The sequence below is a fragment of the Achromobacter sp. Marseille-Q4962 genome, from assembly GCF_943737005.1.
Taxonomy (GTDB): Bacteria; Pseudomonadota; Gammaproteobacteria; order Burkholderiales; family Burkholderiaceae_B; genus Achromobacter.
On sequence record NZ_CALSFU010000017.1, the window covers coordinates 62684 to 87161 of the forward strand.

Genomic DNA, 24478 nt, shown 5'->3' on the forward strand with positions numbered 1-24478 from the left:
CTATTGCCCGCCCCCGAGCTTGTCCGCGATCGCCGCCGGGAACCAGAGCAGCGCCAGCCCGATCAGGAAGGGCAGGAATCCGCCGCTGAGCAGACGCTCGAAGTTCATGAATGTCATGAAGATGATGGCCACCTTGGCCCAGTTGCGGTAGGAGCCGGGCCGGCCGGCTTCGCGGCGCGGCGTCAGCCTGGCGAGTTCGGGCCGGCCGAACCATGCCGCGAGCTGGGCGGGCTGCACCGGCGCGGAGGCCGACCAGCCCAGCTCGGCCTCGGCCAGCTCGCGCGTGAGCTTGTCGTCGCCCGCCTGGTAATCGGTGATCTGCGTGCTGTCGCCCGCCTTGACGCGCCAGTTGAAGGCGCCCAGCGCCGCGTCCACGCGCGAGGTGTAGTCGTAGAGCTTCCGGTAGACGCGGCCCTGCCAGCGCACGCTGGCGGCGTTGGCCCGGCCGGGCCAGGTGTCGCAGACGCGCACGCGCTCCCAGCCCTCGTTGCTCTCGACCAGCCACAGAAAACCGCGCCGGGGATTGAATAGCAGGTATTCGATCCAGTCGGAAGGGTCTTCCGGGTCCGGGTCGACGCATTTCATCAGGCCGATGAGCAGGTATTCCGCCTCGTCGATGCGGGCCTTCTCGCCCAGCGCCAGCGTGGTCTTGAGGCGCGCGGCCTTCCTGGCCTGCGCGATCACCACGGCCGTGTCGCCCGAGCAGTCGAGCTGGCTGCCGCAGGAGGGGCACACCACCTGGGTGGCCATGGCGGCCACGAAACTGATGGGGCCGCCGCATTGCGGGCAGGCGAGCGCCTGCACCTGGCCGCGGAACCGCCCGGCCGTTTCCATGACCTGTTCGTCCGAGCGCAGCGACCCCGCCTGCATGCCGGACAGGTCGTACCCATGGCCCATATAGACCTCGGGCGTGTCGCCGTCGGAATAGTCCAGCGTCAGGAAGGCATCCACGCTGCGGAAGTCCGCCACGCGGGCCTGCCAGCCCTCGCCGGGCGCGAAAGGCAGCTCGCCCTGCGCTCCGCCGCCCCGGCAGACGCGCACGTCCGAGGCCACGAAGCGCTGGCCGTCCAGGTTGATTTCCAGGCCAGGCCGGATGTCGGCAAAAGCCGGCAGCGCCTTGCGCGTCTTGGCGCTGCGCCGGCGCGTGACGGCATACTGGCCCGAGGCGTCCGACAGCCAGCCGTCGGAGCCGTCCTCGAACCACAGATACCATTCGTTCCAGAAGCCGTCCTCGAAGCGCATCTGGATGCGGCCGATCACGTCGAAACGCTTCTTGCCGTAGACGCCCGTGGCGCCGAGCTGGATCGGCGAGCAGTCTTCGAGGATTTCCGCGGCCTCGCCGATGCGGCGGACGGAATCGGCGTCCTTGAGCAGCGTACTGCGGCACGCGCCGCATACCGCCATGACCGAGGCGGTCGAGGCGAAACTGACGGGCGCTCCGCATTGCGGACACAATACCTGCTGCATGTAGCCGGACCGGTAGGGAAAGAATCAGCGGGTGAGTTTCTTCAGGACTTCGGCCTTGGCGGCGTCGTAGTCGGCCTGGGTGATGAGTTCCTGGTCGAGCAGGGCCTTGAGCTGCTGCAGGCGCTGCACCGGATCGGCCTCGCCCTGGCCGGCCGGAGCCGGGGCCGCAGGCGCGGGCCGCCCCTGCCCGGCTGCCAGGCCCTGGGCCATGGTCTGGCCCAGCGCGGCGCCGGCGGCCAGGCCCGCGCCGATGCCCGCCACGCCGCCCTCGTTCTGCGCGGCCAGCGGAATGGACGTGGCGGTCTGGTACTGCGTGAACTTGCCCAGGTCGCCCGCCATGCCCATGGAAATCCGCGTGTCCAGCGCCTTCTGCAGCTCTTGCGGCAGCGACACGTTCTCTACCGTGAAGTTGTCCAGCTTCACGCCATAGCGCTCGAACACGGGCGCCAGCTCGGCGCCGATGCGCTGCGACATCAGGCCCTGGTTGGCCGCCATGTCGAGGAACGGCACATTGGCGCCGCCCAGGGCCGCGCTCATGGCCGCCACCACCATGTTGCGCAGCTGGGCCTCCAGGTCGTCGACCGTGTACACCTCGCGCGTGCCGCTGATCTCGCGGTAGAACTTGCCCGGATCGGCGATCTGGTAGGAATACACGCCATAGGCGCGCAGCCGCACCATGCCGAACTCGGCGTCGCGCACCGTGACCGGCTGCGCCGTGCCCCAGCGGCGGCCGAGCTGCAGCCGCGTGCTGAAGAAAACCACGTCCGACTTGAACGGCGACTCGAACAGCTTGTCCCAGTTCTTCAGGTAGGTCAGCACCGGCAGGGTCTGCGTGGTGAGCTTGTACATGCCGGGGCCGAACACGTCGGCCACCTTGCCCTCGTTCACGAAGACCGCCATCTGCGACTCGCGCACGGTGAGGCTGGCGCCGTACTGGATTTCGAAGTCCTGCATGGGGTAGCGCCAGGCCAGTACGCCTTCGCGATCCTCGTTCCATTGCAGGATGTCGATGAACTGCTTGCGGATGAAAGAGCCCAGGCTCATGGATAGGTCCTCCGGTATGGCCGCGCCGGCGGCCTCAGGTGAGGCAGGCGGCGTTGACGATGCCCGCGGCCAGCGAAATCGAGCCCATCAGGCCGCCCATGGCGATGTTGTTTTCCTGGATGGCGTCGTCCATGCCGCGGATGACGCGCCCCATCACGGCGTACACCAGCGCCTGCACCGCCATCGCGGCCAGGCCCCACAGCACGAACATGACGAACGTGGCGTGCACCGCGATGCTGGAGCACAGGGTGAAGCTGAACCCCACCAGGGCGCCCCCGTAGGACAGCATGGCCGCGATATTGCCCTCGTGGATAAGCTCGAACTCGCGGTAGCGCGTGATCGCGGTATAGACCAGGGTGAACGCGCCCAGCATGACGAGCGCCGAGGCGATGTAGATCAGATAGGTCAGAGCCGGATGCATGGATTGGCGATCCTCCAGTTGGCCGCAGTATAAACGGCGCGTTCCAGTTCTATATACTGCGAACGCGTTTCTCCTGCCGGACTCTTCATGCGCGACCGCGTCCTCATCCTCTCGGTTCTCATCGTCGCCTCCTGCGGGCTGGGCTACGAGCTCATCACCAGCGCGCTCGCCAGCTACCTGCTGGGGGACTCGGTCCTGCAGTTTTCCTCCGTCATCGGCTGCTACCTGTTCGCCATGGGCGTGGGGTCGTGGGCGTCGCGCTACGTCCGCGACGACGACGTGCTCAACCGCTTCATCGACGTGGAGCTGATGGTCGCGCTGCTGGGCGGCATTTCGGCCGCCGCCCTCTTCCTGGTGTTCGCATGGCTGTCGGCCCCGTTCCGCACCGCGCTGTACGCGGGCGTGTTCCTGATCGGCCTGATGGTGGGCATGGAGATCCCGCTCGTCATGCGCATATTCAACCAGCGCAAGGCCGAATTCCGCGACATCGTGAGCCGCGTGCTCACCTTCGACTACCTGGGCGCGCTGGCCGTCTCGCTCATTTTTCCGCTGCTGCTGGCGCCCCGGCTGGGCCTGCTGCGCACGGCCTTCCTGTTCGGCATCCTGAACGCCGGGGTGGCGCTCTGGACCACCTGGCTCTTTCGCGCCGAGGTGCGCCGGCCGGCCGAACGCGCCGTGCGGGGCGCGGTGGTGCTGGGCCTGCTGGCCATGGGCTTCATCGCCTCGCCGCGCATGACGGCCTGGGCCGAGAAGGGCCTGTACGGCGACGAGGTGGTGCATGCCGAGACCACGCCCTACCAGCGGCTCGTCGTCACCCGCTGGCACGACGACCTGCGGCTCTACATCAACGGCAACCTGCAGTTCTCCTCGCGCGACGAGCACCGCTATCACGAGTCGCTGGTGCATCCGGGCCTGCAGGCCCTGCCCTGGGCGCGCAACGTGCTGGTGCTGGGCGGCGGCGACGGCCTGGCAGTGCGCGAGATCCTCAAGCATCGCAACGTGGAGCGCGTCACGCTGGTGGACCTGGACCCGGCCATGACGGGGCTGTTCTCGCGCTCGGCGCCGCTCGTCGCGCTGAACCAGGGCTCGCTGAAAGACCCGCGCGTCACCGTCGTCAACGAAGACGCGGGCCGCTGGCTGGAAACGCATGCCGAGGTGTACGACTTCATCGTGGTGGACTTCCCCGACCCTTCCAACTTCGGGCTGGGGCGGCTGTACTCGGTGCCGGTCTACCATCTCATGGCCCGCCATCTGGCCGAGAAGGGCTACATGGTGGTGCAGTCCACCTCGCCCTATTTCGCCCCGCGCTCCTTCTGGAGCGTGGACGCCACGCTCCAGGAAGCCGGCCTGCACACCTGGCCGTACCATGCCTACGTGCCTTCCTTCGGCGACTGGGGCTTCATCCTGGCGGGCAAGCGCGACGACTATGCGCCGCCGCGCGCGCTCGACGTGCCCGCCCGCTACCTGGACCCCGACACGCTGCGGGAGCTGTTCCATTTCCCGGCCGACATGCCGCGGCTCGCCATGCCGCCCAACCGCCTCAACGAACAATCGCTGGTGCGGTATTTCGACGAAGACTGGCGCAAGGTCATCCGATGAAGCCCGGCCGCCGCCATTTCCTGCTGGGCGCGGCAGCCGCGGCGGCCGGCGGCGCGCTGGGCCTGGCCCGCTCGCGCATCGTCGAGGTCCGGCCCGAGCTGCGCTACCCCGGACGCGAACTGGGCCACGCGCTGCGCGAGGGCGCGGCCTGGCCCGCGCCCTCGGGCGTCCGCCGGGCCGCCGTCGCCATCCTGGGATCGGGCGTGGCGGGTCTGAGCTGCGCGTGGAAACTGGCGCGCGAAGGCTGGCGCGACTTCGTGGTCGTGAGCGGGCCCGAAACCGGCGGCAACGCGGCCGGCGGGCGGCGGCGCGGGCTGGACTATCCGCTGGGCGCGCACTATCTGCCGCTGCCCTCGATGGAATCCGTCCACGTGCGCGAGATGCTGGCCGCGCTCGGCATCCTGGAGCGCGGCGCGGACGACTCGCGGCCCTGGTACGACGAAGCCGTCATCGTGCATGCGCCCCAGGAGCGCCTGCTGCGCGGCGGGCGCTGGGAAGACAGCCTGCTGCCCATGACCGGCCTGCCCGAGGCCGAGCTGGCGCAGCACCGCCGCTTCCTGCAGACCGTGGCCGGCCTGCACGCGGCGCGCGGCGCCGACGGCCGCAAGGTGTTCGCGATCCCGGTATCGCTGTCCTCGCGCGATCCCGCATGGCGCGCGCTGGACGGACTCAGCCTGCGCCAGTGGCTGCGCCGCGAAGGCTACGACGCGCCCGCCCTGCTCTGGTATCTGGACTACTGCTGCCGCGACGACTACGGCGCGGACAGCGGCGCCGTGTCGGCCTGGGCCGGGCTGCACTATTTCGCCAGCCGCGACGGCCACGCCGCCAATGCCGGCGACGGCGCCGTGCTCACCTGGCCCGGCGGGCTGTCGGCGCTGGTGGCGGCCATGCGCGCCGACATCAGCGCGCGCCTGGGCCGCGACGACTGGCTGCTGCCCGGCAGCGCCGTGCGCATCGAGCCGTCGGCGGCGGGCGCGCGCGTGGTCTGCGCGGCCCCGGGCGCGGCGGGCGCGCCGCGCGCCTATGCCCTGCAGGCCGGCCGCGCCGTCTGCGCCATGCCGGTATTCGTGGCGCAGCGCCTGCTGCCGGACATCCGGGACTACGGCTACCACCCCGCCGCGCACGCGCCGCCGCGCGCCGCCTGGCTGGTGTCGAACTTCGTCATGGACGGCTATCCTCCGGAAATGCCGGGCGAGCCACTGTCGTGGGACAACGTGGTCTACCAGGGACAGGGGCTGGGCTATGTGGTGTCCACCCATCAATTGCTGCGCGTGGCGCCGTCGCCGCGCACCGTGTTCACCGCCTATCATGCGCTGTCCGGCATGGCGCCCGCGCAGGCCCGGCGCTGGCTGGAAAACGCCAGCCCCGAGACCTTGCGCGCGGCGGCCTCGGCCGACCTGACGGCCGCCTATGGCGACGCGTTCTGGCGCTACGCGCGCGAGCTGGAAATCACCGTGCGCGGCCACGCCATGGCCACGCCGGCGCCGGGCTACCTGTCCAACCCGGGACTGCTGGCGCTGCGCGAGGCCGACGGCCCCATTCTCTTCGCCCATGCCGACCTTTCCGGATACTCGGTATTCGAAGAGGCCGCGTGGTGGGGCGTAACGGCGGCGGCGCGCGTAATGGGCGGATCTGCCGCGGGCGCGGCATGAGGCCGCGGCGCGGAAGACGAAACCGGAATGGAGCCAGAACCCATGGGAAACAACATCATCGTGCTGGGCGCGGGAATGGTGGGCGTGTGCTGCGCGCTCGAACTGCAGCGCCGCGGCGCGTCGGTCATCCTGGTGGACCGCCGCGAACCCGGCAGCGAAACCTCCTACGGCAACGCAGGCGTGCTGGCGCGCAGCTCGCTCATCCCGTTCAATCATCCCGGCCTCTGGCGCCAGCTCCCGCGCCTGCTGCGCAACGACACGGCGCAGTTCCGCTACCGGCCGGGTTTCCTGCTGCGCAACCTGGGCTGGGGCGCGCGCTTCCTGCTCAATGCCCGGCCCGCCGTCTACCGAGAAACCGTGGCCGCGCTGGACGGGCTGATCCGCCTGTCGGCCGACGCGCACCAGGAACTGATGCGCGAGGCGGGCATCGGCCGCCGGCTGCGCGACACGGGCTGGATCTTTCTCTACCGCAGCGCGCAGGCCTGGGAAGGCGGCGCCGCGGCGCGCCGCGTTTATGCCGAATACGGCGTGCCCACGCAAGCGCTGGCGCCGCCGGAGCTGGCCGCCCTGGAGCCCTCGCTCGCGCCGCGCTTTGAGCGCGCGCTCTGGGTCCAGGGCTCGTATTCGGTGGACGACCCGCAAGCGGTGGTGCGGGCCTATGCCGCGCTGTTCCGGCAGGCCGGCGGCGCATTCCGCCGCATGCCGGTGCGCGGCATCCGGCCGAACGGCGCCGGCGGCTGGACGGTGGTCGGCGCCGAAGCAAGCGGATCGCTGTCGGCGGACCGGCTGGTGGTGGCGCTGGGGCCGTGGTCGCGCGCCCTGCTGCGCACCGCGGGCCTGGACGTGCCGCTCGTCTGCGAGCGCGGCTACCACATGCACTACGCGGCGCAGCCCGGCGCGTCGCTGGGGCGGCCCGTGTACGACACGGGCGGCGGCTACGTGCTCTCGCCCATGGCGCGCGGACTGCGGCTGACCACGGGCGTGCAGCTAGACGATTGCGACGCCCCGCCGCGGCCCGAACAGCTCGGGCTGGCCGAAACGCAGGCGCGCCGGGCATTTCCGCTGGGCGACAGACTGGACGATACGCCCTGGATGGGGCGCCGCCCCACCCTGCCCGACAGCCGGCCCATGATCGGCGAAGCGCCGCGCCGGCCGGGCCTGTGGCTCGCGCTGGGCCATCAGCATATCGGGTTCAGCACGGGCCCGGGCACGGCCCGGCTGCTGGCCGGGCTGATGAGCGGACAGGCGGGCGCGCACGCGGCGCTTGCCCATGCCTTCCGGCCGCAGCGCCTGCTGAACGGCTGAGCCTCGACGTCCTCAGCCCAGCAGCAGCGCGTCGTCGGACAGCTTTTCGCCGCGCACGCGCTCGAACATGGCGAGCAGGTCGGGCACGTCCATGCCCTTGCGCTCGTCGCCCGACACATCCAGCACCACCTGCCCCTGGTGCAGCATGACGGTGCGGTCGCCCACGTCCAGCGCCTGGCGCATGCTGTGGGTGACCATCATCGTGGTGAGGCGGTTTTCGGCCACGATGCGCGCCGTGAGCTGCAGCACGAAGTCGGCGGTGCGCGGGTCCAGGGCGGCGGTGTGCTCGTCCAGCAGCAGGATGCGCGAAGGCTGCAGGGCGGCCATGAGCAGGCTCACGGCCTGGCGCTGGCCGCCCGACAGCAGCCCGATGCGGTCGGACAGCCGGTTCTCCAGCCCCAGGCCCAGGGTGGCCAGGCGCTCGCGGAAGCCGTCTCGCATCGAGGCTTTGACCGCGCGGCCGTAGCCGCGGCGGGCGCCGCGCATCTGCGCCAGCGCCATGTTTTCCTCGATGGTGAGGTCTTCGCAGGTGCCCGCCATGGGATCCTGGAATACGCGGGCCACCTTGGCCGCGCGCGCCCAGACCGGCTGGCGCGTCATATCCGCGCCGTCGATCTCGATACGGCCGGAATCCACCGGCAGGTCGCCCGAGACAGCATTGAGAAAGGTGGACTTGCCCGCGCCATTGGAACCGATGACCGTGACGAACTGCCCCGCCGGAATGTCCAGCGACAGGCCGCGCAGCGCGCGCGTCTCGATCGGCGTACCCGGGTTGAAAGTGATCTTGAGGTCTCTTGCCGACAACATATCAATACTCCTGTGTGCCATTCGCGGCCCCGCCGCGGCGCCCCTCTGCGGGGACGCTTCCGGGACGGGTCTGCGGGCCGATCTACTTCTTGCCGAATACGCGGCGCTTGAGCATGGGAATGACCAGGGCGATGGTGACCAGCACCGCGGTGACGAGGTTCAAGTCCTGCGCCTTCAGGCCGATGAAATCGCTGTTGAGCGCCAGCGCGATGAAGAAGCGGTAGACGATGGCGCCGATGATGACGGCCAGCGTGGCCAGCACCAGCTTGCGCGAAGGCAGGATGCTCTCGCCCACGATGACCGCCGCCAGGCCGATGACGATGGTGCCGATGCCCATCGAGATGTCGGAGCCGCCCTGGGTCTGCGCGAAGAGCGCGCCCGCCAGGCCGACCAGCGCGTTCGACAGCGCCATGCCGCCCATGATCATGCGGCCGGTGTGCACGCCCTGCGCGCGGGCCATGCGGCCGTTGGAGCCGGTCGCGCGCATGGCCAGGCCCGTCTGCGTGGCGAAGAACCAGTCAAGCAGCAGCTTGGCGACGATCACGATCACCACCAGGATGAGCGGCCGCGCCACGTAGTCGCTGAGCCAGCCGGGCTGCAGAATGGTGAATACGGTGGGCTCGGTGATGAGCGGCACGTTGGGCTTGCCCATGACGCGCAGGTTCACGGAATACAGCGCGATCATCATGAGAATGCTGGCCAGCAGGTCCATGATGCGCAGCTTCACGTTCAGCCAGCCGGTGACCAGCCCGGCGGCCGCGCCCGCGAAGGTGGCCGCGATGGTGGCGAGAAAGGGGTCGGTTCCCGAGGCGATGAGCGTGGCGCAGACCGCGCCGCCCAGCGGAAAGCTGCCATCGACGGTCAGGTCGGGAAAGCGCAGCAGCCTGAACGAGATGAACACTCCCAAGGCCACCAGGCTGAAGATCAGGCCGATCTCCAGCGCGCCCAACAACGAAAACAATGACATGGGTCAAATCCAGAGAAATGGAAAACGAGCATATTAAAGACAGGAAACGTCCAGCTTCTTGCGTTTCGGGGTCAGTTTTACCCGCGTTTTTGGAATAGACGTTTCCTGGACCCCGATTTTCGCCGGTTTTCTGCCAAGGCGCGCGGGCCGGCCTCGCCTCGCCAGCAACGGCGGGCCGGCGGGGCTCGGCCCCGGCCGCTCCAATAACGAAAACCCCGCCCGGATGGGCGGGGCGGGGTCGCGGGCCGGCAGGCTTACTTGACGACCTGCGCGGCGGACTTCAGGAGCGCGTCGGACAGCGTGACGCCCTGCTTGGCGGCCGCGCCCGGGTTCACGTAGAGCTCCAGCTTGGAGATGGTTTCCGAGGGAATGGCGCCGGGCTTCTCGCCCTTCAGGATGCGCGCCACCACCTTGCCGGTCTGCATGCCCAGGTCGTGGTAGTTGATGCCCAGGGCAGCGATGGCGCCGCGCTTGACGCTGTCGGTGTCCGAGGCGATGAGCGGGATCTTGGCGTCGTTGCCCACTTTCACCAGCGACTCGTAGGCCGAGACCACATTGTTGTCGGTGTTGGTGTAGATGACGTCGACCTTGCCAATCAGGCTGCGCGCGGCCGAGGCCACGTCCACCGAGCGCGGCGCGGCCGCCTCGACCAGGCTCATGCCCGACTTGGGCAGCAGGTCCTGGAGCTGCTTGACCACCACCACGGAGTTGGCCTCGCCGGGGTTGTAGACCATGCCCACCCGTTTGGCGTTGGGCACGACTTTCTTGATGAGGTCGATCTGCTTGTCCAGGGCCAGCAGGTCGGACACGCCGGTGACGTTGGTGCCCGAGGGCTCCATGCTCTTGACGAGCTGGGCAGCCACCGGATCGGTGACGGCCGAGTACACCACGGGCACGTCCTTGGTCGCCGCGACCACGGCCTGCGCCGACGGCGTGGCGATGGCGACGATGACGTCGGGGCGGTCGCCCACGAACTTGCGGGCGATCTGGGCAGCGGTGCCGTTGTTGCCCTGCGCGCTCTGGTACTGCCACTTCAGGTTCTTGCCCGCCTCGTAGCCGGCCTGCTTGAGGGCGTCCTTGACGCCGTCGCGCACCGCGTCAAGCGCCGGGTGCTCCACGATGGCGGTGACCGCCACGGATTTCTGCTGCGCCACGGCCGGCGCGCCGATCGCCAGCGCCAGCGCCATGGCGCCGGCCGTCAGAAAATGTTTTTTTCCGATCAGCATAGGTAAGCTCCTTGAACCTGGTATGTTCATTGCTCGTTGTTTGATGTTATGGCGGCGGAGCCGGCTTCCCGGCGCTGCGGCCCGCCATAAAGCCGTATAGTCTAACTTGTCGCCGGCGCGACCGCGTCGGGGGAAATCCCTGAAATGGTGCATGTCGCCCCGCAACGGCGCGGCCGCACCCGGCCGTCACTTCCCGGACCGGACGCGGGCGGGCCGCCCGCCGTCCCGCCCTCCTACGGAGCATCCGCCATGAAGCAACGCGCACTGGGCCGTTCCGGCCTGCACATTCCTCCCCTGGTTTTCGGCGGCAACGTCTTCGGCTGGACCGTCGACGAAGCCGGCTCCTTCTCGCTGCTGGACGCGCTGGTGGACGCCGGGCTCAACTTCATCGACACCGCCGACGTGTATTCGCGCTGGGCCTCCGGCAACCAGGGTGGCGAATCCGAAACCCTGATCGGCAAGTGGCTCAAGCGCACCGGCAAGCGCGACCGCGTGCTGCTGGCCACCAAGGTCGGCATGGAAATGGGGCCCGACGCCAAGGGCCTGTCGCCCGCCTACATCCGCCGCGCCCTGGACGATTCGTTGCGGCGGCTCCAGACCGACTACGTGGACCTGTACCAGTCCCACGCCGACGATCCCGACACGCCGCTTACCGACACCCTGGGCGAATACGCCCGCCAGATCGAGGCCGGCCGGGTGCGCGCCATCGGCGCATCGAACTACAGCGCGGTGCGCCTGTCCGAGGCGCTGATCACGAGCGAGCGCCACAACCTGCCCCGCTATGAGAGCATCCAGCCCGAATACAACCTCTACGCGCGCGAGCCCTTCGAATCCGGCCTGCAGGCCCTCGTGAAGGCGCAAGACCTGGGCGCCATCAGCTACTACGCGCTGGCCAGCGGCTTTCTCACGGGCAAATACCGCAGCGCCGCCGACGCCGGCAAGAGCCGCCGCGGCAGGAAGATCGTGGAAACCTACCTGAACGAGCGCGGGCTGCGCATTCTCAAGGCGCTGGACGAGGTGGCCGAGGACGCCGGCTGCACGCCGGCCCAGGCGGCGCTGGCCTGGGAGATCGCGCAGCCGGGCATCACCGCCCCCATCGTCAGCGCCACCACGCTGGAGCAGTTGGACGAACTGGTCAAGGCGGCCACGCTGGAGCTCAGCCGCGACCAGCTGGCCCGGCTCAGCCAGGCCAGCGAATGGCGCTGAGGCGGCGCCGGCGCGCGCCGCGCACCGGCGTGGGTCGCGTCAATCCAGCGTCACGCCCGAATCCTTGACCACCTTGCCCCAGCGGGTCACTTCGCTGTCGACGAACTTGCCGAATGCCGGGCCGGTGAGGTTGGGGATGTCCGAGCCGTTGCTGATCCAGGTTTCGCGCAGCTTGGGCGTGTTGAGCGCCTTGGTGATCTCGGCGGCCATGCGGTCCACGGCCGGCTGCGGCGTTCCGGCGGGCGCCCAGATTGCATACCAGGTCGACACCACATAGTTGGGCACGCCCGCCTCGGTGGCCGTGGGCACTTCGGGCAGCGAAGGCGCGCGCTTCTCGGCGGCCACGGCCAGCGGCTTGATGGCGCCGGCGCGGATGTGGCCCGACGAAGAGCCCAGCCCGTCGAACGCCAGGTCCACCTGCCCGCCGATCAGCGCCGAGAGCATAGGCCCCGCGCCCTGGTAGGGCACGTCCACCAGCTTGATGCCGGTCTGCATGGCGAACAGCTCGCCGGCCAGGTGGTGCGTGCTGCCCTTGCCCGCCGTGCCGAAGTTGATCTCGCCCGGGTGCTTCTTGGCGTAGTCGATGAACTCCTGCAGGGTCTTCACCGGCAAGCGCGAGGTATTGATGACCACCACCTGCGGCGGCTGCGCCACCAGCGCCACCGGCACGAAATCCTTCTGGATGTCGTAGCTCAGGTTCTTGTACAGGGAAGGCGCGAGCGCATGATGCGCGCCGCCCATGAAAAAGGTGTAGCCGTCGGGCCGGGCCTTGGCCGCCACGCCCGCGCCGACCGTGCCGCCGGCGCCGCCCTTGTTGTCGACCACGACCGACTGCCCGAGCTGGATGCCGAGCTGCTGGGCCAGGGGCCGGGCGAAGGTGTCGGTGCCGCCCCCGGCGGGAAAGGGCACGATCAGGGTGATGGGGCGCTCTGGCCATTCGGCGGCCGCGGGGCCCGCCAGGGCGAGCGAAGCCGCCGCCAGCGCGGCGGCGGCGATGTTGCGGATGTGCATGATGTCTCCTCTTTTGGTGCAGCGTGGACGGCGCGGTGCGTCGCGTCCTTATGATGGTGTTGTGCAGGGCTGCTGGGGTCGGACGGGTTTGTGGGCGTAACCTCCTGCTGTCGGTCGGTGTGTGTTTGAAAAAAGCCCCGCGCCGCGCGGGCTTGACGCCCCGGGGCGTCCAAGGCAAGACCGGCCCCGCGAGGGGCCGGTCCGGGCTGGCGTCAGAGCGCCTTGTAGGTTTCGCGCAGCACGTTCTTCTGGACCTTGCCCATGGTGTTGCGCGGCAGTTCGCCGACCACGTGCACCCGCTTGGGCACCTTGAAATTGGCGATGCGGGCCTTGAGTTCGGCCACCATGGCGGCGCCGTCGATCACCGCGCCGTTCCTGGGCACGACCACTGCCACCACGGCTTCGCCGAAGTCCGGGTGCGGCACGCCGATCACGGCCGACTCGGCCACGCCGGGCATGTCGTCGATGAGGGTTTCGATCTCCTTGGGATAGACGTTGTAGCCGCCCGAAATGATGAGATCCTTGCTGCGGCCCACGATGGATAGATAGTCGGCGGGCACGTCGCGGCCCGCGGACACGCCGCCCCAGCGGCCTACGTCGCCCGTCTTGAACCAGCCGTCCTCGGTGAACTCCTCGCGCGTCTTCTCGGGCATGCGCCAATAGCCCGAGAACACGTTGGGCCCGCGCACCTGCACGTTGCCGATCTCGCCGGGCGGCAGCGCGATGCCGGCGTCGTCCACCACGCGCACCTGTACGCCCGGCAGCGCGCGGCCCACGGTGCCCGCCAGGCGCTCGCCCCGGGCCGGATCGTAGGGGTTGGAGGTGAGCATCACGGTTTCGCTCATGCCGTAGCGTTCCAGGATGGCGTGGCCGCTGCGGGCCTGGAACTCGGAGAAGGTTTCCGACAACAGCGGCGCCGAGCCCGAAATGAAGAGGCGCATGTTGCGGCACACGTTGCGGTCGAAGCGCGGATCGGCCAGCAGGCGCACATAGTACGTGGGCACGCCCATCATGACCGTGCTGCGAGGCAGGTAGCGCAGGGCCTGGTCCACGTCGAGCCTGGGCAGCCAGATCATGCGGGCGCCGGCCAGCAGCGCGCCGTGCGAGGCCACGAACAGGCCGTGCACGTGGAAGATGGGCAGCATGTGCAGCAGCACGTCGTCCGCACGCCAGCCCCAGTAGTCGTGGAGCACGCGCGCGTTGGAGGCCAGGTTGCCGTGCGAGAGCATCGCCCCCTTGCTGCGGCCCGTGGTGCCCGAGGTATACAGAATGGCGGCCAGGTCTTCCGGCTTGCGCGCCACGGTCTCGAACGCCTGCGGCATGCCGCAGGCCGCCTCCAGCAGCGTGCCGGTGCGGTCCTCGTCCAGCGTGTACACGTGGGGGCAGCCGGTCTTGTCGGCCACGCGCTGCACCCAGTCGCGGTTCTTGCTCGCGCACACCACGACCGACGGCTCGGCGTTGCCCAGGAAATACTCGATCTCGGCTTCGCGGTAGGCGGTATTGAGCGGCAGGTAGACCAGGCCCGCGCGCAGCGTGGCCAGGTAGAGCAGCAGCGCCTCGGGCGACTTCTCCACCTGCACCGCCACGCGGGCGCCCTCGGGCAGCTTCAGCGAAGCCAGCAGGTTGGCCAGGCACGCCGAGGCGCGGTCGATGTCGTCCCAGGTGTACAGCAGGTCGGGCGTCTCCAGCGCCACTTTGCGGCCGTCCGCGGGAAAACCGTCATGCAGGACGGCGTAGAGATTGGCGTTGCTCACCTTGTCTAGTCTCCAGTGAAGATGGGGTCTACGCCGGCCAGGAAGGCGCGCACGCCCTCCTTGTGGTCGCGGCTTTCGGCGTAGGAGAAATAATCGCGGTATTCGTCTTCGGTCAAGGGGCCGCCTTCGGCCAGGCGGCGCGAAAGCCGCTTGTTGATGCGCGCGGCCAGCGGCGCGCCGCCGGCAATGCGCCGGGCGCAGCGCAGCGTCTCGGCCGCCAGGTCCGCGTCGGGCACCACGCGCGTGAGCAGGCCCATGCCCTGCGCCTCGGCCGCCCCGAAGACCCGGCCTTCGAGCAGGATGGCCAGCGCGGCGGCCCGCCCCGCCAGCGCGATCAGGCCCCGCATTTCATCGGGCGCCATGGGAAAACCCAGGCGGTTGATGGGCGCGCCGAAGCGGGCCGACGCCGCGGCGATGCGCAGGTCGCACTGGGCGGCGATCTCCAGCCCTCCGCCCACGCACACGCCTTCGATCTGGGCCACCACCGGGTGCGGGCATTGCGCCACGGCCTGGAGCGCGGGCGCCAGCACCTCGCGGTGATAGCGCAGCACGCCGGCCATGTCGCCGCGTTCGGCCGGAAACTCGCGGATGTCGGCGCCCGCGGCAAAATTGCCGCCCTCGCCGCGCACGATCACGCAGCGCAGGTCCAGGTCGGCCGACAGGCGGCCGAACGTCTCGCGCAGCGCGCGCCACATGTCCACGGTAATGGCGTTGAGCCGTCCGGGATGCGACAGCGTCACCCAGGCCAGCGGCCCGTCGCGCTCCAGCCGCACGCGGCCGCCCGCCTGCGCACCGTCCGCCTGCGCGGCGCCCGCTTGCGCGGCGCCTGCCTTCTCGTCCATGTCTCCTCTTCCTCGTTCCGGGCGCGCCGGGCCTCAGCCCACGCGCGCCACGCCCCGGCTCACGGCCGGCTTGCCCTCGCCCAGCCGGGCCAGGTTGTCGTCGAGTTCGTCCAGGTCGTACAGATAGTTCACCATCAGGCCGCAAGACTGGCGCAGCCCCTTGGGCGAGGTGTCGGCGGCCCAGTTCAGGCGCTCGATGCGCGCGCCGTTGCCCAGGTGGAAGCGCGCCACCGGGTCCACCGGCATGCCGTTCTTCATGGACTGCAGATAGTGCGAGGCGAGCCGGAAGGCCGCGCGCTGCAGGACCTCCGACGCCTTGCCCCGGCCGGCGGCGTGGGCCAGGCGCTCCACCCAGCGCGCGCCCTCGGGCGCGGCCGAGCGGGCGCGCGCCTTGTCGTCGCGCACGATGGCCTCCACGTCCGCGCCGCCCAGCTTGCCCAGCCATTCCGCAAAGCCGGGCATCGGCGACAGGGTGGCGAAGGACTTGAGCTTGGGCAGCTCTTCCAGCAGCTGCTCCACCACGCGCTTGAGCAGGAAATTGCCGAAGCTGATGCCCTTGAGCCCGGCCTGCGTATTGGAAATGGAATAGAAGATGGCCCAGCGCGCCTTGTCCAGGTTCTGCGGCGGCGCCTCGCTGTCGAGCAGCGCCTGCACGTTGTCGGCCATCTGGCCGGCAAAGGCCACTTCCACGAAGATCAGCGGCACGTCCGGCATCTGCGGATGGAAATAGGCGTAGCAGCGCCGGTCGGGCGCGACGCGGTGGCGCAGGTCGTCCCACGACTTGATCTCATGCACGGCCTCGTAGAGGATGAGCTTTTCCAGCAGCGAGGCGGGCGAGTCCCAGGTCAGCCGGCGCAGCTCCAGCAGCCCCACGTCGAACCACGCCGACAGCAGCCCTTCGAGATCCTTGTCCAGCACCTGCAGGCCGGACACCTGCTTGCGCCAGCGCAGCATGTCCGCGCGCAGCGCCACCAGAAAGCCCAGCCCCTGCGGCAAGGCATTGAAACGCTTGAAGAAGCGCGCCCCTTCGCTGCCTTCGGCGGCGTAGCTGCCGCGCACCTGCGCCACGGCGGCCAGCATCAGCCGGCGCTCCTTGCCGTCGGCCGACTGGTACAGCTCGCACCAGCGCCTGGCCAGGCGGTTGGCCGCCACGTCGGTCAGGCGCGCCTCGAACAGGCGGCGCACCTCCGATTCGCTGGGCAGGCGCCCGCGCTCCCAGAGGCGGCCCAGCCGCGTCATGAGGCTGGCGCTCTCCGGGGCCGCGGCCTCGGGGGCATCGCGTTCGGGCTCAGGCGTGCGCGCGGCGCGCGCGGGCACGAGATTGCCGGGTGCGGACATGGTCGGACTCCTCAAGCACGACAGGATCGGGAATGGATTCGGCGGCCGGCGCATCGGCGTCTTCCGCGCTGGCCAGGGCGCGCAGCACCTCGAGCTGGCGCATCAGGTGCCGGCGCGCCAGCATTTCGGCGCGCTCGGGATCGCGCGCCTTGAGCGCCTCGAAAATGGCCAGGTGCTCGGCGCAGGACTCCCGGATGCGGCCCGGCCAGGCCAGGCTGCGGTGGCGCGACAGGCTCAGCACCTTGCGCAGGTTGCCCACCATGTCGGCCAGCCAGGGATTGCCCGCAAGCGCCTGCGTAGCCTCGTGGATGAGATAGTTGGCGCGGTAGTAGGCGTCGATGCGCCCGGCCTCGGCGTGGGACGCGAGCTCATCATGCAGCGGTTGCAGGGCCCGCAGCTCCTCGTCGCTGGCCTTGCGCGCGGCTTCGTAGGCGCAGCGCCCTTCCAGCATGGCCATGAGGGGGAAAATGTTCTCGAGGTCTTGCGCCGAGAGTTCATTGACGAAGCACCCGCGCCGCGGCTCCAGCCGCACCAGGCCTTCGGTGGCCAGCACCTTCAGGGCCTCGCGCAGCGGCGTGCGGGAAATACCCAGCTCGCCCGCCAGCTTCAGTTCGTCGATCCAGTCGCCGTTGCGCAGCGCGCGCGCATGGATCATGCCGCGCAGCCGGTCCGCGACCTCGAGGTACAGCGCTTGACGGATGATGGGAGTCGTCATGAGGGGGCGCCGAATTCGTAATTCATAATTATGAATAAGGCCCATAGTGCCCCCGAACCCGACGCCTGTAAAGCGGCAACCGCCGCCGCGCGGGGCAGGATAAACCCGAAGCCCGGCGCTAGAAATGCAGCCGGCCGTCCACCGCGTGCCCGCTCAGGGCGCGCGCCCAGCGCCGCGCCGGCAGGCCGTACCTGGCCTCCACCACGGCGGCGCGGCCCAGCAGCTCGGCCGGCGAGATGTCGATGCGCGGCCCCGAGAAGGCCAACGCGATCTGGTTGCCGGCGTCGATTTCCGGCAGCAGCACGATGCGGTCGTCGAAAGCCTTGGAAAGGTTGTCGATATTGCGGCCGAAACTTTCGTGGCGCCCGAAAAGATTGACGGCCAGCACGCCCACCTCGCCCAGCACGCGCCGGCAGTCGCGGTAGAACTTCACGCTGTCGCGCACCGGCCCTTCGGCCGCGGCGTCATACAGGTCCACCATGAGCACCGGACAGCGCCCGGCGTTGAGCGGATCGGCCGCCCACACGGCGGCATCGGCGTGCTCCACCGTGAGCCGGTTCGCGCCCGGCAGGCGGAAGAACATATGGCAGGCCGCGGTCACGCGCGGGTTCCATTCCACCGCCACCAGCGGGCTGCGCGTGTGCTTGACGCAGAACCGCGCCAGCGAGCCGGCCCCCAGGCCGAGCAGGCCGATAGCCTCGTCTTTGGGCGGCTCCAGGAACAGCAGCCAGGCCATCATCTGGGCCGTGTATTCCAGCACCAGTTCGGCGGGGTTCTTGATGCGCATCGCGCCCTGCACCCATTCGGTATTGAAGTGCAGATAGCGGATGCCGTCGGTTTCGGACAGCGTAGGCTGGTCGAGTTCGGTGGGAGCGGCGGATTTCGGCATGGCGCGATTGTAGGCCGGATGCGCGGCCGGGACGATCCGGCCGGCTGCGCCCTGCCGCGCTATGCCGCCCGCGCCGGCGCGGCGGTTTCCCAGATGCGCTCCAGCAGCTCCGCCGTGGGCATGTCGGCTTCCTGCGCCGCCGCCACCCGCAGCACCCGCTTGAGATACAGGTGCGCGTCGCATTCCCAGGTGATGCCCAGCGCGCCGTGGACCTGGATGGCCCGCTGCGCGGCCCGGCGCGCGGCCTCCACGGCCAGCAGCGGCGCGAACAGGGCGTCGCGGCCGGCGCGGGGCAATCCTTCGTCGTGGGAGGCCGCTGCCGCCAGCCCGGCCAGGCGCGCGTCGTCCAGGGCCATCCAGTCTTCGGCCAGCCGGTGCTTGACGGCCTGGTTGGCCCCGATGGGGCGCCCGAACTGCAGGCGCTCGCGCGCATGGGCGGCGGCCATGTCCAGCGCGGCCGAGGCCGCGCCCACCAGCTCGGCGCTGCGCAGCAGCCACAGACGGGCGCGCAGGCGTTCGCAGGCCGCGCCGCCGGCCCCGATCTCGATGCAGGCTTCCGGCTCGGCGCCCGCCTGGCGCGCGACCGGCAGCGTGGGGTCCAGTCCCCCGCCGCCCGCGCACGGGGCATAGCGCTCCAGCCGCAGGCGGCCGCCGCCCAGCTCGCGCAACGCCAGCGCGGGCAGGCCCGCGCCCTCGACGTACAGCGCGCCGTCGGGCCGCGCCACGGCCCATGCGTAGCAGGCGCGGCCCGCGACCACGTCGCCCAACCAGTGCGCCGCCTCTCCCGCGCCATCGGCGCACAGCGTGGGCAGCACGGCCATGTTGGCCGCCAGCGGCAGGCTGTACAGGTGCCGGCCGGCCGCCTCCATGACGACCCAGGCCGCGCGCATGCCCAGCCCCAGCCCGCCCAGCGCTTCCGGCGCGAGCAGCGCCGGCCAGCCTTGTTCGGCCGTTTCGCGCCACAGCGCCATGCGCTCGGCGTCGCCGCGCCGGCAGGCCTCGCGCGCCCGGGCCGGCGGATGCCGCCGCGCCAGGAAGCGCGTGGCGGCGTCGCGCAGCAGGCGTTCGTCTTCACTCAGATGCAGGTTCATGCGGGGCTCATCCCTTGGGCAGGCCGAGCACGCGCTCGGCGATGATGTTGCGCTGGATCTCGGACGTGCCCGCCAGAATGGTCTCCGCGCGCGACCACAGGTAGGCGTGCAGCAGTCCCGCCGTCTCCTCGTCCTGAGACGCGGCGGGCAGGGCGGCCTCCTGGCCCAGGATCTCCAGCGACAGCTCAAGCAGACGCTGGTGCGCCTCGCTCCAGTGGATCTTGGTGGACGAGCCCTCGGGCCCCGGCGGGTCGCCGCGCGAAGCGGCGGCCAGCGCCCGCTCGGACTTCAGCCCCAGCACATGGCTGTCGGCGGCCAGCCTGGCCCAGCGGTGGCGCAGCGGCGGCGAATCGGCCGGCGCGCGCCCCCAGGGGTCGGCGCGCCCGGCCAGGGCGCGCACCTGCTCCAGCTCGTCGGCAAAGCGGGCCAGGCGCGGAATGAAATAGGTGCCGCGCTCGAAACCGGCCGCGGCCATGGCGATCTTCCAGCCCTGGTCCCGCGCCCCCAGCAGGCAGTCGGCCGGCACGTGCACGTCTTCGAAAAACACCTCGCAGAATTCCGCCTCGCCGGTCAGCTGGCGGATGGGTTCGACCCGCACGCCGGGGCTCGAAAGGTCCACCAGCAGAAAGCTCAGGCCCTTGTGCGCGGCCGCACAAGGGTCGGTGCGCGCCAGCACGAAACACCAGTGCGCGCGGTCGGCGAAGGAGGTCCAGATCTTGTGCCCGTTGAGCCGGTAGCCGCCGGGCGCCGCCTCGGCGCGCGTGCGCACCGAGGCCAGGTCCGATCCCGCCCCGGGCTCCGAATAGCCCTGGCACCAGATCTCGCGGTTGGACAGGATGCCCGGCAGGAAGCGCCGCTTCTGCGCCTCGCTGCCGAAATGCAGCAGCGTGGGCGCGAGGATGCCGTGGCCGATCAGGTTCACGCCCAGCGGCGCGCGGCAGCGCGCATGCTCCTGGTGGAAAATAGCCTGCCGCGCCAGGGACAGCGCCTTGCCGCCGTGCTCCCGGGGCCAGCCCAGCCCCGACCAGCCGTGCGCGCACAGCGTGTCTTCCCATGCCTGCCGGAAGTCCAGGCTGCGCGGGTCCGCGCCGCCGGGCCATTCGCGGACGAAGCGCGCATGGGCCTGGCCCAGCCATCGGCGCAACGCCAGGCGGAAGCCCTCGTCGTCCGGAATGGCGGCCGCCGCCAGGGCCGCGTCGCCGTCCCCGGAAATCTGCGCTGCGCTCATGCTTACTCCAGACGGATGTGCGATTCGCGCGCCACCTTGGCCCAGGTGGACACGTCCTGGTCGATGAAGGCCGCGAAGGTCTGGGGATCGCTGCCGATGATGTCCAGCCCCAGCCCCACGAACTTCTCTTTCACGTCGGGCTGCGCCAGGATCCCGGCGACGGCGCCGTACAGCTTGTCGATCACCGGCCTGGGCGTGCGCGCCGGCGCCACCAGCCCCAGCCAGGGCATGGCCGAATAGCCCGGCAGGCCGGAGGCCGAAACCGTGGGCAGGTCCGGCACGGACCCGGACGGCCGGGAAGTGGTGACCGCCAGCGCCCGCAGCTTGCCTTCCTTGACGAACGGGCCGGACGAGGCCCAGGCGTCGAACATGACCTGCAGGCGGCCCGCCACCAGATCGTTGAGCGCGGGCGCGCTGCCCTTGTACGGAATATGCGCCATTTGCACGCCCGCCATGCTGTTGAAGAGCTCGGCCTCCAGGTGTGTGGAGCTGCCGGTGCCCACCGAGCCGTAGCTCACCTTGCCGGGGTTGGCCTTCAGATAGGCGATGAGCTCGCCCACCGTCCTGGCCGGCACCGAGGGGTGCACCTCCAGGATGTGCACCACCGAGGCCACCTGGCTGACGGGCGCGAAATCCTTGATGGGGTCGTAGTTCACCTTGGCGTAGATGCTGGGCGCGATGCCCAGCGACGAGGCCGCCATGAGCAGGGTGTAGCCGTCGGGCTCGGCGCGGGCCACGTAGTCCGACGCGATCATGGTGCCGCCGCCGGGCTTGTTCTCCACAATGACGGGCTGGCCGAGCCGGGCGGTGAGTTTTTCCGCCAGCAGCCGGCTCATGATGTCCGTGGCGCCGCCGGGCGAGAACGGCACCACGATCCGCACGGGGCGGCTGGGATAGCCGTCCTGGGCGTGGGCGGGCGCGCCCGCCCCCAGGCATGCCAGCGCAAGGCCAGCCAGAAGTCTCTTCATCATGATGGTGTCTCCTCCTTGGATGACGCAGCGCGCGCAACGCTACGGGGTTGCGGGCAGGATCAGCGCGTCCAGCATGGCCACGCCTTGTCCGGCCTCTTTAATGAGCAAGGGATTCACTTCGATTTCCGCCACCTCGCGCGGCGCGGCCAGCATGGCGTTGCCGATGGCGGCAATGGCCCGGCAGGCCGCGTCCACGTCGGCGCGGGGCTTGCCGCGGTAGCCGTCCAGCAGCGCATAGGCCTTGAGCGAGCGCAGCATGTCGCGCGCCATGGCCTCGTCCACCGGCAGCAGCCGGTGGCTGGTGTCGCGGTAGATTTCGGTCAGCACCCCGCCCAGGCCCACGGTGAGCACGGGGCCGAACACCGGATCGCGCGTGGCGCCCACGATGAGCTCGGCCACGCCCCGCTCCATCTTCTGCACCAGCGCGCCGTCCAGGCGCGCCCCGGGATGCGCGCGCCGCGCAGAATCCATCACCGCGTCGAACGCGGCGCGCACGGCCTGCTCGTCGGCCAGCCCCAGGGCCACGCCGCCCGCCTCGGTCTTGTGGGCGATGTCCGCGCTCAGGATCTTCAGCGCCACCGGGTAGCCCATGGCGTTGGCGTGCGCGGCCGCCTCGTCGGCGTCGCGCGCGGCGCGGGCGCCGTCTTCGGGCATGCCGCAGCGCGCCAGCCAGGCGCGCGCCCCGGCCTCGTCGCAGGGCAGCGCGGGCGGCGGGGCAAAGGCGGCGGGCGCGGCGTTCGGCGCGGCGTCCCCGCCGCGGCCGCGGCGCGCCTCGCACCACAGCAGATAGGGCGCCAGCGCCGACACAGCCTGCCCCAGGTCGTCGAAGACCGCCACGCCGGCCTCGCGCAGCGCGGCGCGGCATTGCGCCTGTCCGGTGTCGATGGCCACGAACAGGCGCGGATGCGCGCGCGACGCGCCGGCCAGCGCGTCCGCCATGCGGTCCAGCATGTAGCCGGGCGCATAGACCACCACCGTGTCGATGGCGTCCGAGGTGGCCAGGGCCTGGAGCACCGTGCGCACGAACTCCGGGTCGTTGACCACGTTGCCGGTCACGTCCACCGGATTGCCCACCATCCCGTAGTCGGGAATGCCGGCGCGCAGCACCTCCTGCAATCCGGCCGGCAGGTCGGGCAGCTCCAGCCCGCCGCCGATGAATTTATCGGCCAGGATGGCGCCCAGCGCGCCCGACATGGTCAGCACGGCCACGCGCTTGCCGGCCTGGCGGTGCCGCAGCGCGGCCAGCCCGGCCAGGTGCGCCATCTGGGCAAAGTCGTGCGCCTCGATCACGTTGAGCTGGCGGAAGGCCGCGCCATACACGCGCCGGTCGCCGGCCAGCGCCGAGGTGTGAGAACGCACGGCCTGCGCGCCCTTGTCGGTGCTGCCGGCCTTGAGCGCGATCAGCAGCTTGCCGCGCCGGTCCAGTTCGCGGCAGGCGCGCGCGAAACGTTCGCCGTCGCGCAGCTGCTCGATATAGCCCAGCACGATCTGCGTGTCGTCGTCGTGCGCCAGGTATTCCAGATACTCGGAGAACTCCAGGCAGGCTTCGTTGCCGGTGTTGATGAAATGCGAGAACGGCAGGCCCAGGCGCCGCGCGATGGCATAGACGGCGGCGCACACGTTGCCGCTCTGGGTGAGCAGGCTGACGCTGCCGCGCTCGGCCTGGGCCGGCGCGGTCTTGAAGACCGACGCGAAGGCCGTGTGCGCGCGGGAATTCAGATTGGCGAAGCCCATGCAATTGGGGCCCGCCACCAGCATGCCGCTCTGCCGCGCGTAGGCTTCCAGCTCGGCCTGCAGGCGCGCGCCCTCGCCGCCCGCCTCGGCGAATCCGGCGGCGTAGACGATGGCGGCCCGCACGCCGCGCGCATGGCAGCGGCGCAGCATGGCGGTCACGTCCTGCGCCCCGATGGCCAGCACCGCCAGGTCCACGGGTCCGGGCACGGACTCGATGTCGGGCCAGCACCGCCAGCCGAACACGTCGTCGTACTTGGGGTTGACCGGGTAGACCCTGCCTTCGTAACCGAAGCGCGAAAGCAGGTCCAGCGGCATGCCGCCGATGCGGCCGGGGTCGGCGCTCGCGCCTATCATGGCGATGGAGCGCGGATCGAGCAGAGGCCGGAGATCGCGCATCACGCCGTCTCTCCTTTCTTGTTGCGCTGAATCGCCTGCGCCAGCCCGCGCTCGCGCACCGCCTGGAACTCCTCGCTCAGGTGCGAAAGCTGGTGCGTATCGAAATGCGCGGCCAGCGCGGTGCGGAACCCCTGCGCGTCGGCCGTGCGGTTCAGCGAGCGCTTGATCAGGCGCAGGCCGAAAGGCGGCGCCTGCGCGATGCGCTGCGCCAGGGCCAGCGTGGCCGGCTCCAGCCCGGCCACGGGCACCACGCGGTTCACCATGCCGATGCGCAACGCTTCCTGCGCGTCCACCTTCTCGCCCGTGTAGAGCATTTCCTTGGCCTTGCGCAGGCCCATCACCCAGGGATGGATCAGCACTTCGGTGGCGGCGGCAGCCAGCGTGTGCCCCACGGGATCGGAAAAATACGCATCGTCTGCGCACACGATCAGGTCGCACATGTTCGCGATCATGAAGCCGCCGGCCACGCAGGCGCCCTGCACCTGGGCAATGGTCGGCTTGGGGAAATCCCAGATGCGCAGACAGTACCCGTAGTACCGCCGCGACTCGTATTCCCAGCGCTGTTCCACCGTGAAATCGGCGCGCCTGGCCTGGGCTTCCTTCAGATCGTGGCCGGCCGAGAAATGCGCGCCGCGCCCGGCGATCACCACCACGCGCACCGAGGCGTCGCCGGCGGCGGCGTCCAGGGCATGGTCCAGTTCGTCCAGCATCTGCTGGCTCTGGGCGTTGCGCGCGCTTTCGCGCGCCAGGCTGATGCGGCAAACGGCGTCGAACCGCTCCACGGCAAGAGTGGCGTAGTCCATGGTCTCCTCGTT

The 24478-nt window shown here is 70.3% G+C and carries 21 protein-coding genes; 4 read left to right on the forward strand and 17 right to left on the reverse strand.

Annotated elements, in window-relative coordinates:
- Genes NGJ44_RS16155 through NGJ44_RS16165 form a run of 3 tightly spaced genes read right to left on the reverse strand, consistent with a single transcriptional unit; the run spans nucleotide 1 to nucleotide 2932 of the window.
- Nucleotides 1-1467: a DUF4178 domain-containing protein gene (locus tag NGJ44_RS16155; protein WP_251864576.1), complete on the reverse strand. Its 1467-nt coding sequence runs from the start codon at nucleotides 1465-1467 to the stop codon at nucleotides 1-3.
- Nucleotides 1468-1491: 24 nt separating this feature from the next.
- Nucleotides 1492-2511 carry an SPFH domain-containing protein gene (locus NGJ44_RS16160; protein WP_251864577.1) on the reverse strand — a complete coding sequence of 340 codons (1020 nt, stop codon included), beginning with the start codon at nucleotides 2509-2511 and terminating at the stop codon, nucleotides 1492-1494.
- Nucleotides 2512-2545: 34 nt separating this feature from the next.
- Nucleotides 2546-2932, reverse strand: a complete 387-nt coding sequence (locus NGJ44_RS16165) for a DUF350 domain-containing protein (protein WP_251864578.1) — start codon at nucleotides 2930-2932, stop codon at nucleotides 2546-2548.
- Nucleotides 2933-3019: 87 nt separating this feature from the next.
- Between NGJ44_RS16165 and NGJ44_RS16170 the strand changes: the two genes are divergently transcribed.
- The 3 genes from NGJ44_RS16170 to NGJ44_RS16180 are packed head-to-tail and all read left to right on the forward strand — an operon-like array spanning nucleotide 3020 to nucleotide 7488.
- Nucleotides 3020-4531: a polyamine aminopropyltransferase gene (locus tag NGJ44_RS16170; RefSeq protein ID WP_251864579.1), complete on the forward strand. Its 1512-nt coding sequence runs from the start codon at nucleotides 3020-3022 to the stop codon at nucleotides 4529-4531.
- Nucleotides 4528-6183 carry an NAD(P)-binding protein gene (locus NGJ44_RS16175; RefSeq protein ID WP_251864580.1) on the forward strand — a complete coding sequence of 552 codons (1656 nt, stop codon included), beginning with the start codon at nucleotides 4528-4530 and terminating at the stop codon, nucleotides 6181-6183. The genes NGJ44_RS16170 and NGJ44_RS16175 overlap by 4 nt, the downstream gene beginning before the upstream one ends.
- A 42-nt stretch (nucleotides 6184-6225) precedes the next feature.
- The gene (locus tag NGJ44_RS16180) at nucleotides 6226-7488 is read left to right on the forward strand and encodes an NAD(P)/FAD-dependent oxidoreductase (protein WP_251864581.1); all 1263 of its coding nucleotides are present in this window, start codon (nucleotides 6226-6228) and stop codon (nucleotides 7486-7488) included.
- Between the two features lie 12 nt (nucleotides 7489-7500).
- On the opposite strand, the gene NGJ44_RS16185 is transcribed toward NGJ44_RS16180, so the two are convergent.
- The 3 genes from NGJ44_RS16185 to NGJ44_RS16195 all read right to left on the reverse strand — a co-directional run bounded on the left by NGJ44_RS16185 (nucleotide 7501) and on the right by NGJ44_RS16195 (nucleotide 10488).
- Nucleotides 7501-8295 (reverse strand): ABC transporter ATP-binding protein, encoded by a 795-nt coding sequence (locus NGJ44_RS16185; protein ID WP_053246794.1) that lies wholly within the window; start codon nucleotides 8293-8295, stop codon nucleotides 7501-7503.
- 82 nt (nucleotides 8296-8377) lie between these two features.
- Nucleotides 8378-9262 (reverse strand): ABC transporter permease, encoded by an 885-nt coding sequence (locus NGJ44_RS16190; RefSeq protein WP_053246795.1) that lies wholly within the window; start codon nucleotides 9260-9262, stop codon nucleotides 8378-8380.
- A 254-nt stretch (nucleotides 9263-9516) separates the two neighbouring features.
- Complete coding sequence (locus NGJ44_RS16195; protein ID WP_053246660.1) at nucleotides 9517-10488, reverse strand: ABC transporter substrate-binding protein; 972 nt, start codon at nucleotides 10486-10488, stop codon at nucleotides 9517-9519.
- 249 nt (nucleotides 10489-10737) lie between these two features.
- On the opposite strand from NGJ44_RS16195, the gene NGJ44_RS16200 reads away from it, so the two are divergent.
- Complete coding sequence (locus NGJ44_RS16200) at nucleotides 10738-11694, forward strand: aldo/keto reductase (protein ID WP_251864582.1); 957 nt, start codon at nucleotides 10738-10740, stop codon at nucleotides 11692-11694.
- 39 nt (nucleotides 11695-11733) lie between these two features.
- Here NGJ44_RS16200 and NGJ44_RS16205 read toward each other — a convergent pair whose 3' ends face one another.
- From NGJ44_RS16205 to NGJ44_RS16255, 11 genes are all read right to left on the reverse strand, one after another.
- The gene (locus NGJ44_RS16205; protein WP_251864583.1) at nucleotides 11734-12705 is read right to left on the reverse strand and encodes a Bug family tripartite tricarboxylate transporter substrate binding protein; all 972 of its coding nucleotides are present in this window, start codon (nucleotides 12703-12705) and stop codon (nucleotides 11734-11736) included.
- 212 nt (nucleotides 12706-12917) lie between these two features.
- The gene (locus tag NGJ44_RS16210; RefSeq protein ID WP_251864584.1) at nucleotides 12918-14459 is read right to left on the reverse strand and encodes a malonate--CoA ligase; all 1542 of its coding nucleotides are present in this window, start codon (nucleotides 14457-14459) and stop codon (nucleotides 12918-12920) included.
- A gap of 5 nt (nucleotides 14460-14464) precedes the next feature.
- Complete coding sequence (locus NGJ44_RS16215) at nucleotides 14465-15301, reverse strand: enoyl-CoA hydratase/isomerase family protein (protein ID WP_286012374.1); 837 nt, start codon at nucleotides 15299-15301, stop codon at nucleotides 14465-14467.
- A 33-nt stretch (nucleotides 15302-15334) separates the two neighbouring features.
- Nucleotides 15335-16639: a malonyl-CoA decarboxylase domain-containing protein gene (locus tag NGJ44_RS16220; protein WP_251864585.1), complete on the reverse strand. Its 1305-nt coding sequence runs from the start codon at nucleotides 16637-16639 to the stop codon at nucleotides 15335-15337.
- Nucleotides 16590-17354: a GntR family transcriptional regulator gene (locus NGJ44_RS16225; RefSeq protein WP_251864586.1), complete on the reverse strand. Its 765-nt coding sequence runs from the start codon at nucleotides 17352-17354 to the stop codon at nucleotides 16590-16592. Before NGJ44_RS16225 ends, NGJ44_RS16220 begins: the two co-directional genes overlap by 50 nt.
- 118 nt (nucleotides 17355-17472) lie before the next feature.
- Nucleotides 17473-18243: a class I SAM-dependent methyltransferase gene (locus NGJ44_RS16230; protein WP_251864587.1), complete on the reverse strand. Its 771-nt coding sequence runs from the start codon at nucleotides 18241-18243 to the stop codon at nucleotides 17473-17475.
- A 59-nt stretch (nucleotides 18244-18302) separates the two neighbouring features.
- Nucleotides 18303-19334 carry an acyl-CoA dehydrogenase family protein gene (locus tag NGJ44_RS16235; protein ID WP_251864588.1) on the reverse strand — a complete coding sequence of 344 codons (1032 nt, stop codon included), beginning with the start codon at nucleotides 19332-19334 and terminating at the stop codon, nucleotides 18303-18305.
- A 7-nt stretch (nucleotides 19335-19341) separates the two neighbouring features.
- Nucleotides 19342-20562, reverse strand: a complete 1221-nt coding sequence (locus NGJ44_RS16240) for an acyl-CoA dehydrogenase family protein (protein WP_251864589.1) — start codon at nucleotides 20560-20562, stop codon at nucleotides 19342-19344.
- 2 nt (nucleotides 20563-20564) lie between these two features.
- Nucleotides 20565-21533, reverse strand: a complete 969-nt coding sequence (locus tag NGJ44_RS16245; RefSeq protein WP_251864590.1) for a tripartite tricarboxylate transporter substrate binding protein — start codon at nucleotides 21531-21533, stop codon at nucleotides 20565-20567.
- Nucleotides 21534-21572: 39 nt separating this feature from the next.
- Nucleotides 21573-23663 (reverse strand): acetate--CoA ligase family protein, encoded by a 2091-nt coding sequence (locus tag NGJ44_RS16250; RefSeq protein WP_251864611.1) that lies wholly within the window; start codon nucleotides 23661-23663, stop codon nucleotides 21573-21575.
- On the reverse strand, nucleotides 23663-24466 hold the full coding sequence (locus tag NGJ44_RS16255) for an enoyl-CoA hydratase (RefSeq protein ID WP_251864591.1): 804 nt from the start codon (nucleotides 24464-24466) through the stop codon (nucleotides 23663-23665). Before NGJ44_RS16255 ends, NGJ44_RS16250 begins: the two co-directional genes overlap by 1 nt.
- Nucleotides 24467-24478: the final 12 nt, after the last annotated feature.

What these genes read in the sequence shown, in the direction of transcription:
- NGJ44_RS16195 (WP_053246660.1), bottom strand. Translation starts at nt 10,488, where the DNA reads ATGCTGATCGGAAAAAAACATTTTCTGACGGCCGGCGCCATGGCGCTG.
- NGJ44_RS16250 (WP_251864611.1), bottom strand. Translation starts at nt 23,663, where the DNA reads ATGCGCGATCTCCGGCCTCTGCTCGATCCGCGCTCCATCGCCATGATA.
- NGJ44_RS16215 (WP_286012374.1), bottom strand. Translation starts at nt 15,301, where the DNA reads ATGGACGAGAAGGCAGGCGCCGCGCAAGCGGGCGCCGCGCAGGCGGAC.
- NGJ44_RS16245 (WP_251864590.1), bottom strand. Translation starts at nt 21,533, where the DNA reads ATGATGAAGAGACTTCTGGCTGGCCTTGCGCTGGCATGCCTGGGGGCG.
- NGJ44_RS16240 (WP_251864589.1), bottom strand. Translation starts at nt 20,562, where the DNA reads ATGAGCGCAGCGCAGATTTCCGGGGACGGCGACGCGGCCCTGGCGGCG.
- NGJ44_RS16160 (WP_251864577.1), bottom strand. Translation starts at nt 2,511, where the DNA reads ATGAGCCTGGGCTCTTTCATCCGCAAGCAGTTCATCGACATCCTGCAA.
- NGJ44_RS16200 (WP_251864582.1), top strand. Translation starts at nt 10,738, where the DNA reads ATGAAGCAACGCGCACTGGGCCGTTCCGGCCTGCACATTCCTCCCCTG.
- NGJ44_RS16155 (WP_251864576.1), bottom strand. Translation starts at nt 1,467, where the DNA reads ATGCAGCAGGTATTGTGTCCGCAATGCGGAGCGCCCGTCAGTTTCGCC.
- NGJ44_RS16175 (WP_251864580.1), top strand. Translation starts at nt 4,528, where the DNA reads ATGAAGCCCGGCCGCCGCCATTTCCTGCTGGGCGCGGCAGCCGCGGCG.
- NGJ44_RS16225 (WP_251864586.1), bottom strand. Translation starts at nt 17,354, where the DNA reads ATGACGACTCCCATCATCCGTCAAGCGCTGTACCTCGAGGTCGCGGAC.
- NGJ44_RS16205 (WP_251864583.1), bottom strand. Translation starts at nt 12,705, where the DNA reads ATGCACATCCGCAACATCGCCGCCGCCGCGCTGGCGGCGGCTTCGCTC.
- NGJ44_RS16235 (WP_251864588.1), bottom strand. Translation starts at nt 19,334, where the DNA reads ATGAACCTGCATCTGAGTGAAGACGAACGCCTGCTGCGCGACGCCGCC.
- NGJ44_RS16230 (WP_251864587.1), bottom strand. Translation starts at nt 18,243, where the DNA reads ATGCCGAAATCCGCCGCTCCCACCGAACTCGACCAGCCTACGCTGTCC.
- NGJ44_RS16165 (WP_251864578.1), bottom strand. Translation starts at nt 2,932, where the DNA reads ATGCATCCGGCTCTGACCTATCTGATCTACATCGCCTCGGCGCTCGTC.
- NGJ44_RS16255 (WP_251864591.1), bottom strand. Translation starts at nt 24,466, where the DNA reads ATGGACTACGCCACTCTTGCCGTGGAGCGGTTCGACGCCGTTTGCCGC.
- NGJ44_RS16190 (WP_053246795.1), bottom strand. Translation starts at nt 9,262, where the DNA reads ATGTCATTGTTTTCGTTGTTGGGCGCGCTGGAGATCGGCCTGATCTTC.
- NGJ44_RS16170 (WP_251864579.1), top strand. Translation starts at nt 3,020, where the DNA reads ATGCGCGACCGCGTCCTCATCCTCTCGGTTCTCATCGTCGCCTCCTGC.
- NGJ44_RS16185 (WP_053246794.1), bottom strand. Translation starts at nt 8,295, where the DNA reads ATGTTGTCGGCAAGAGACCTCAAGATCACTTTCAACCCGGGTACGCCG.
- NGJ44_RS16180 (WP_251864581.1), top strand. Translation starts at nt 6,226, where the DNA reads ATGGGAAACAACATCATCGTGCTGGGCGCGGGAATGGTGGGCGTGTGC.
- NGJ44_RS16220 (WP_251864585.1), bottom strand. Translation starts at nt 16,639, where the DNA reads ATGTCCGCACCCGGCAATCTCGTGCCCGCGCGCGCCGCGCGCACGCCT.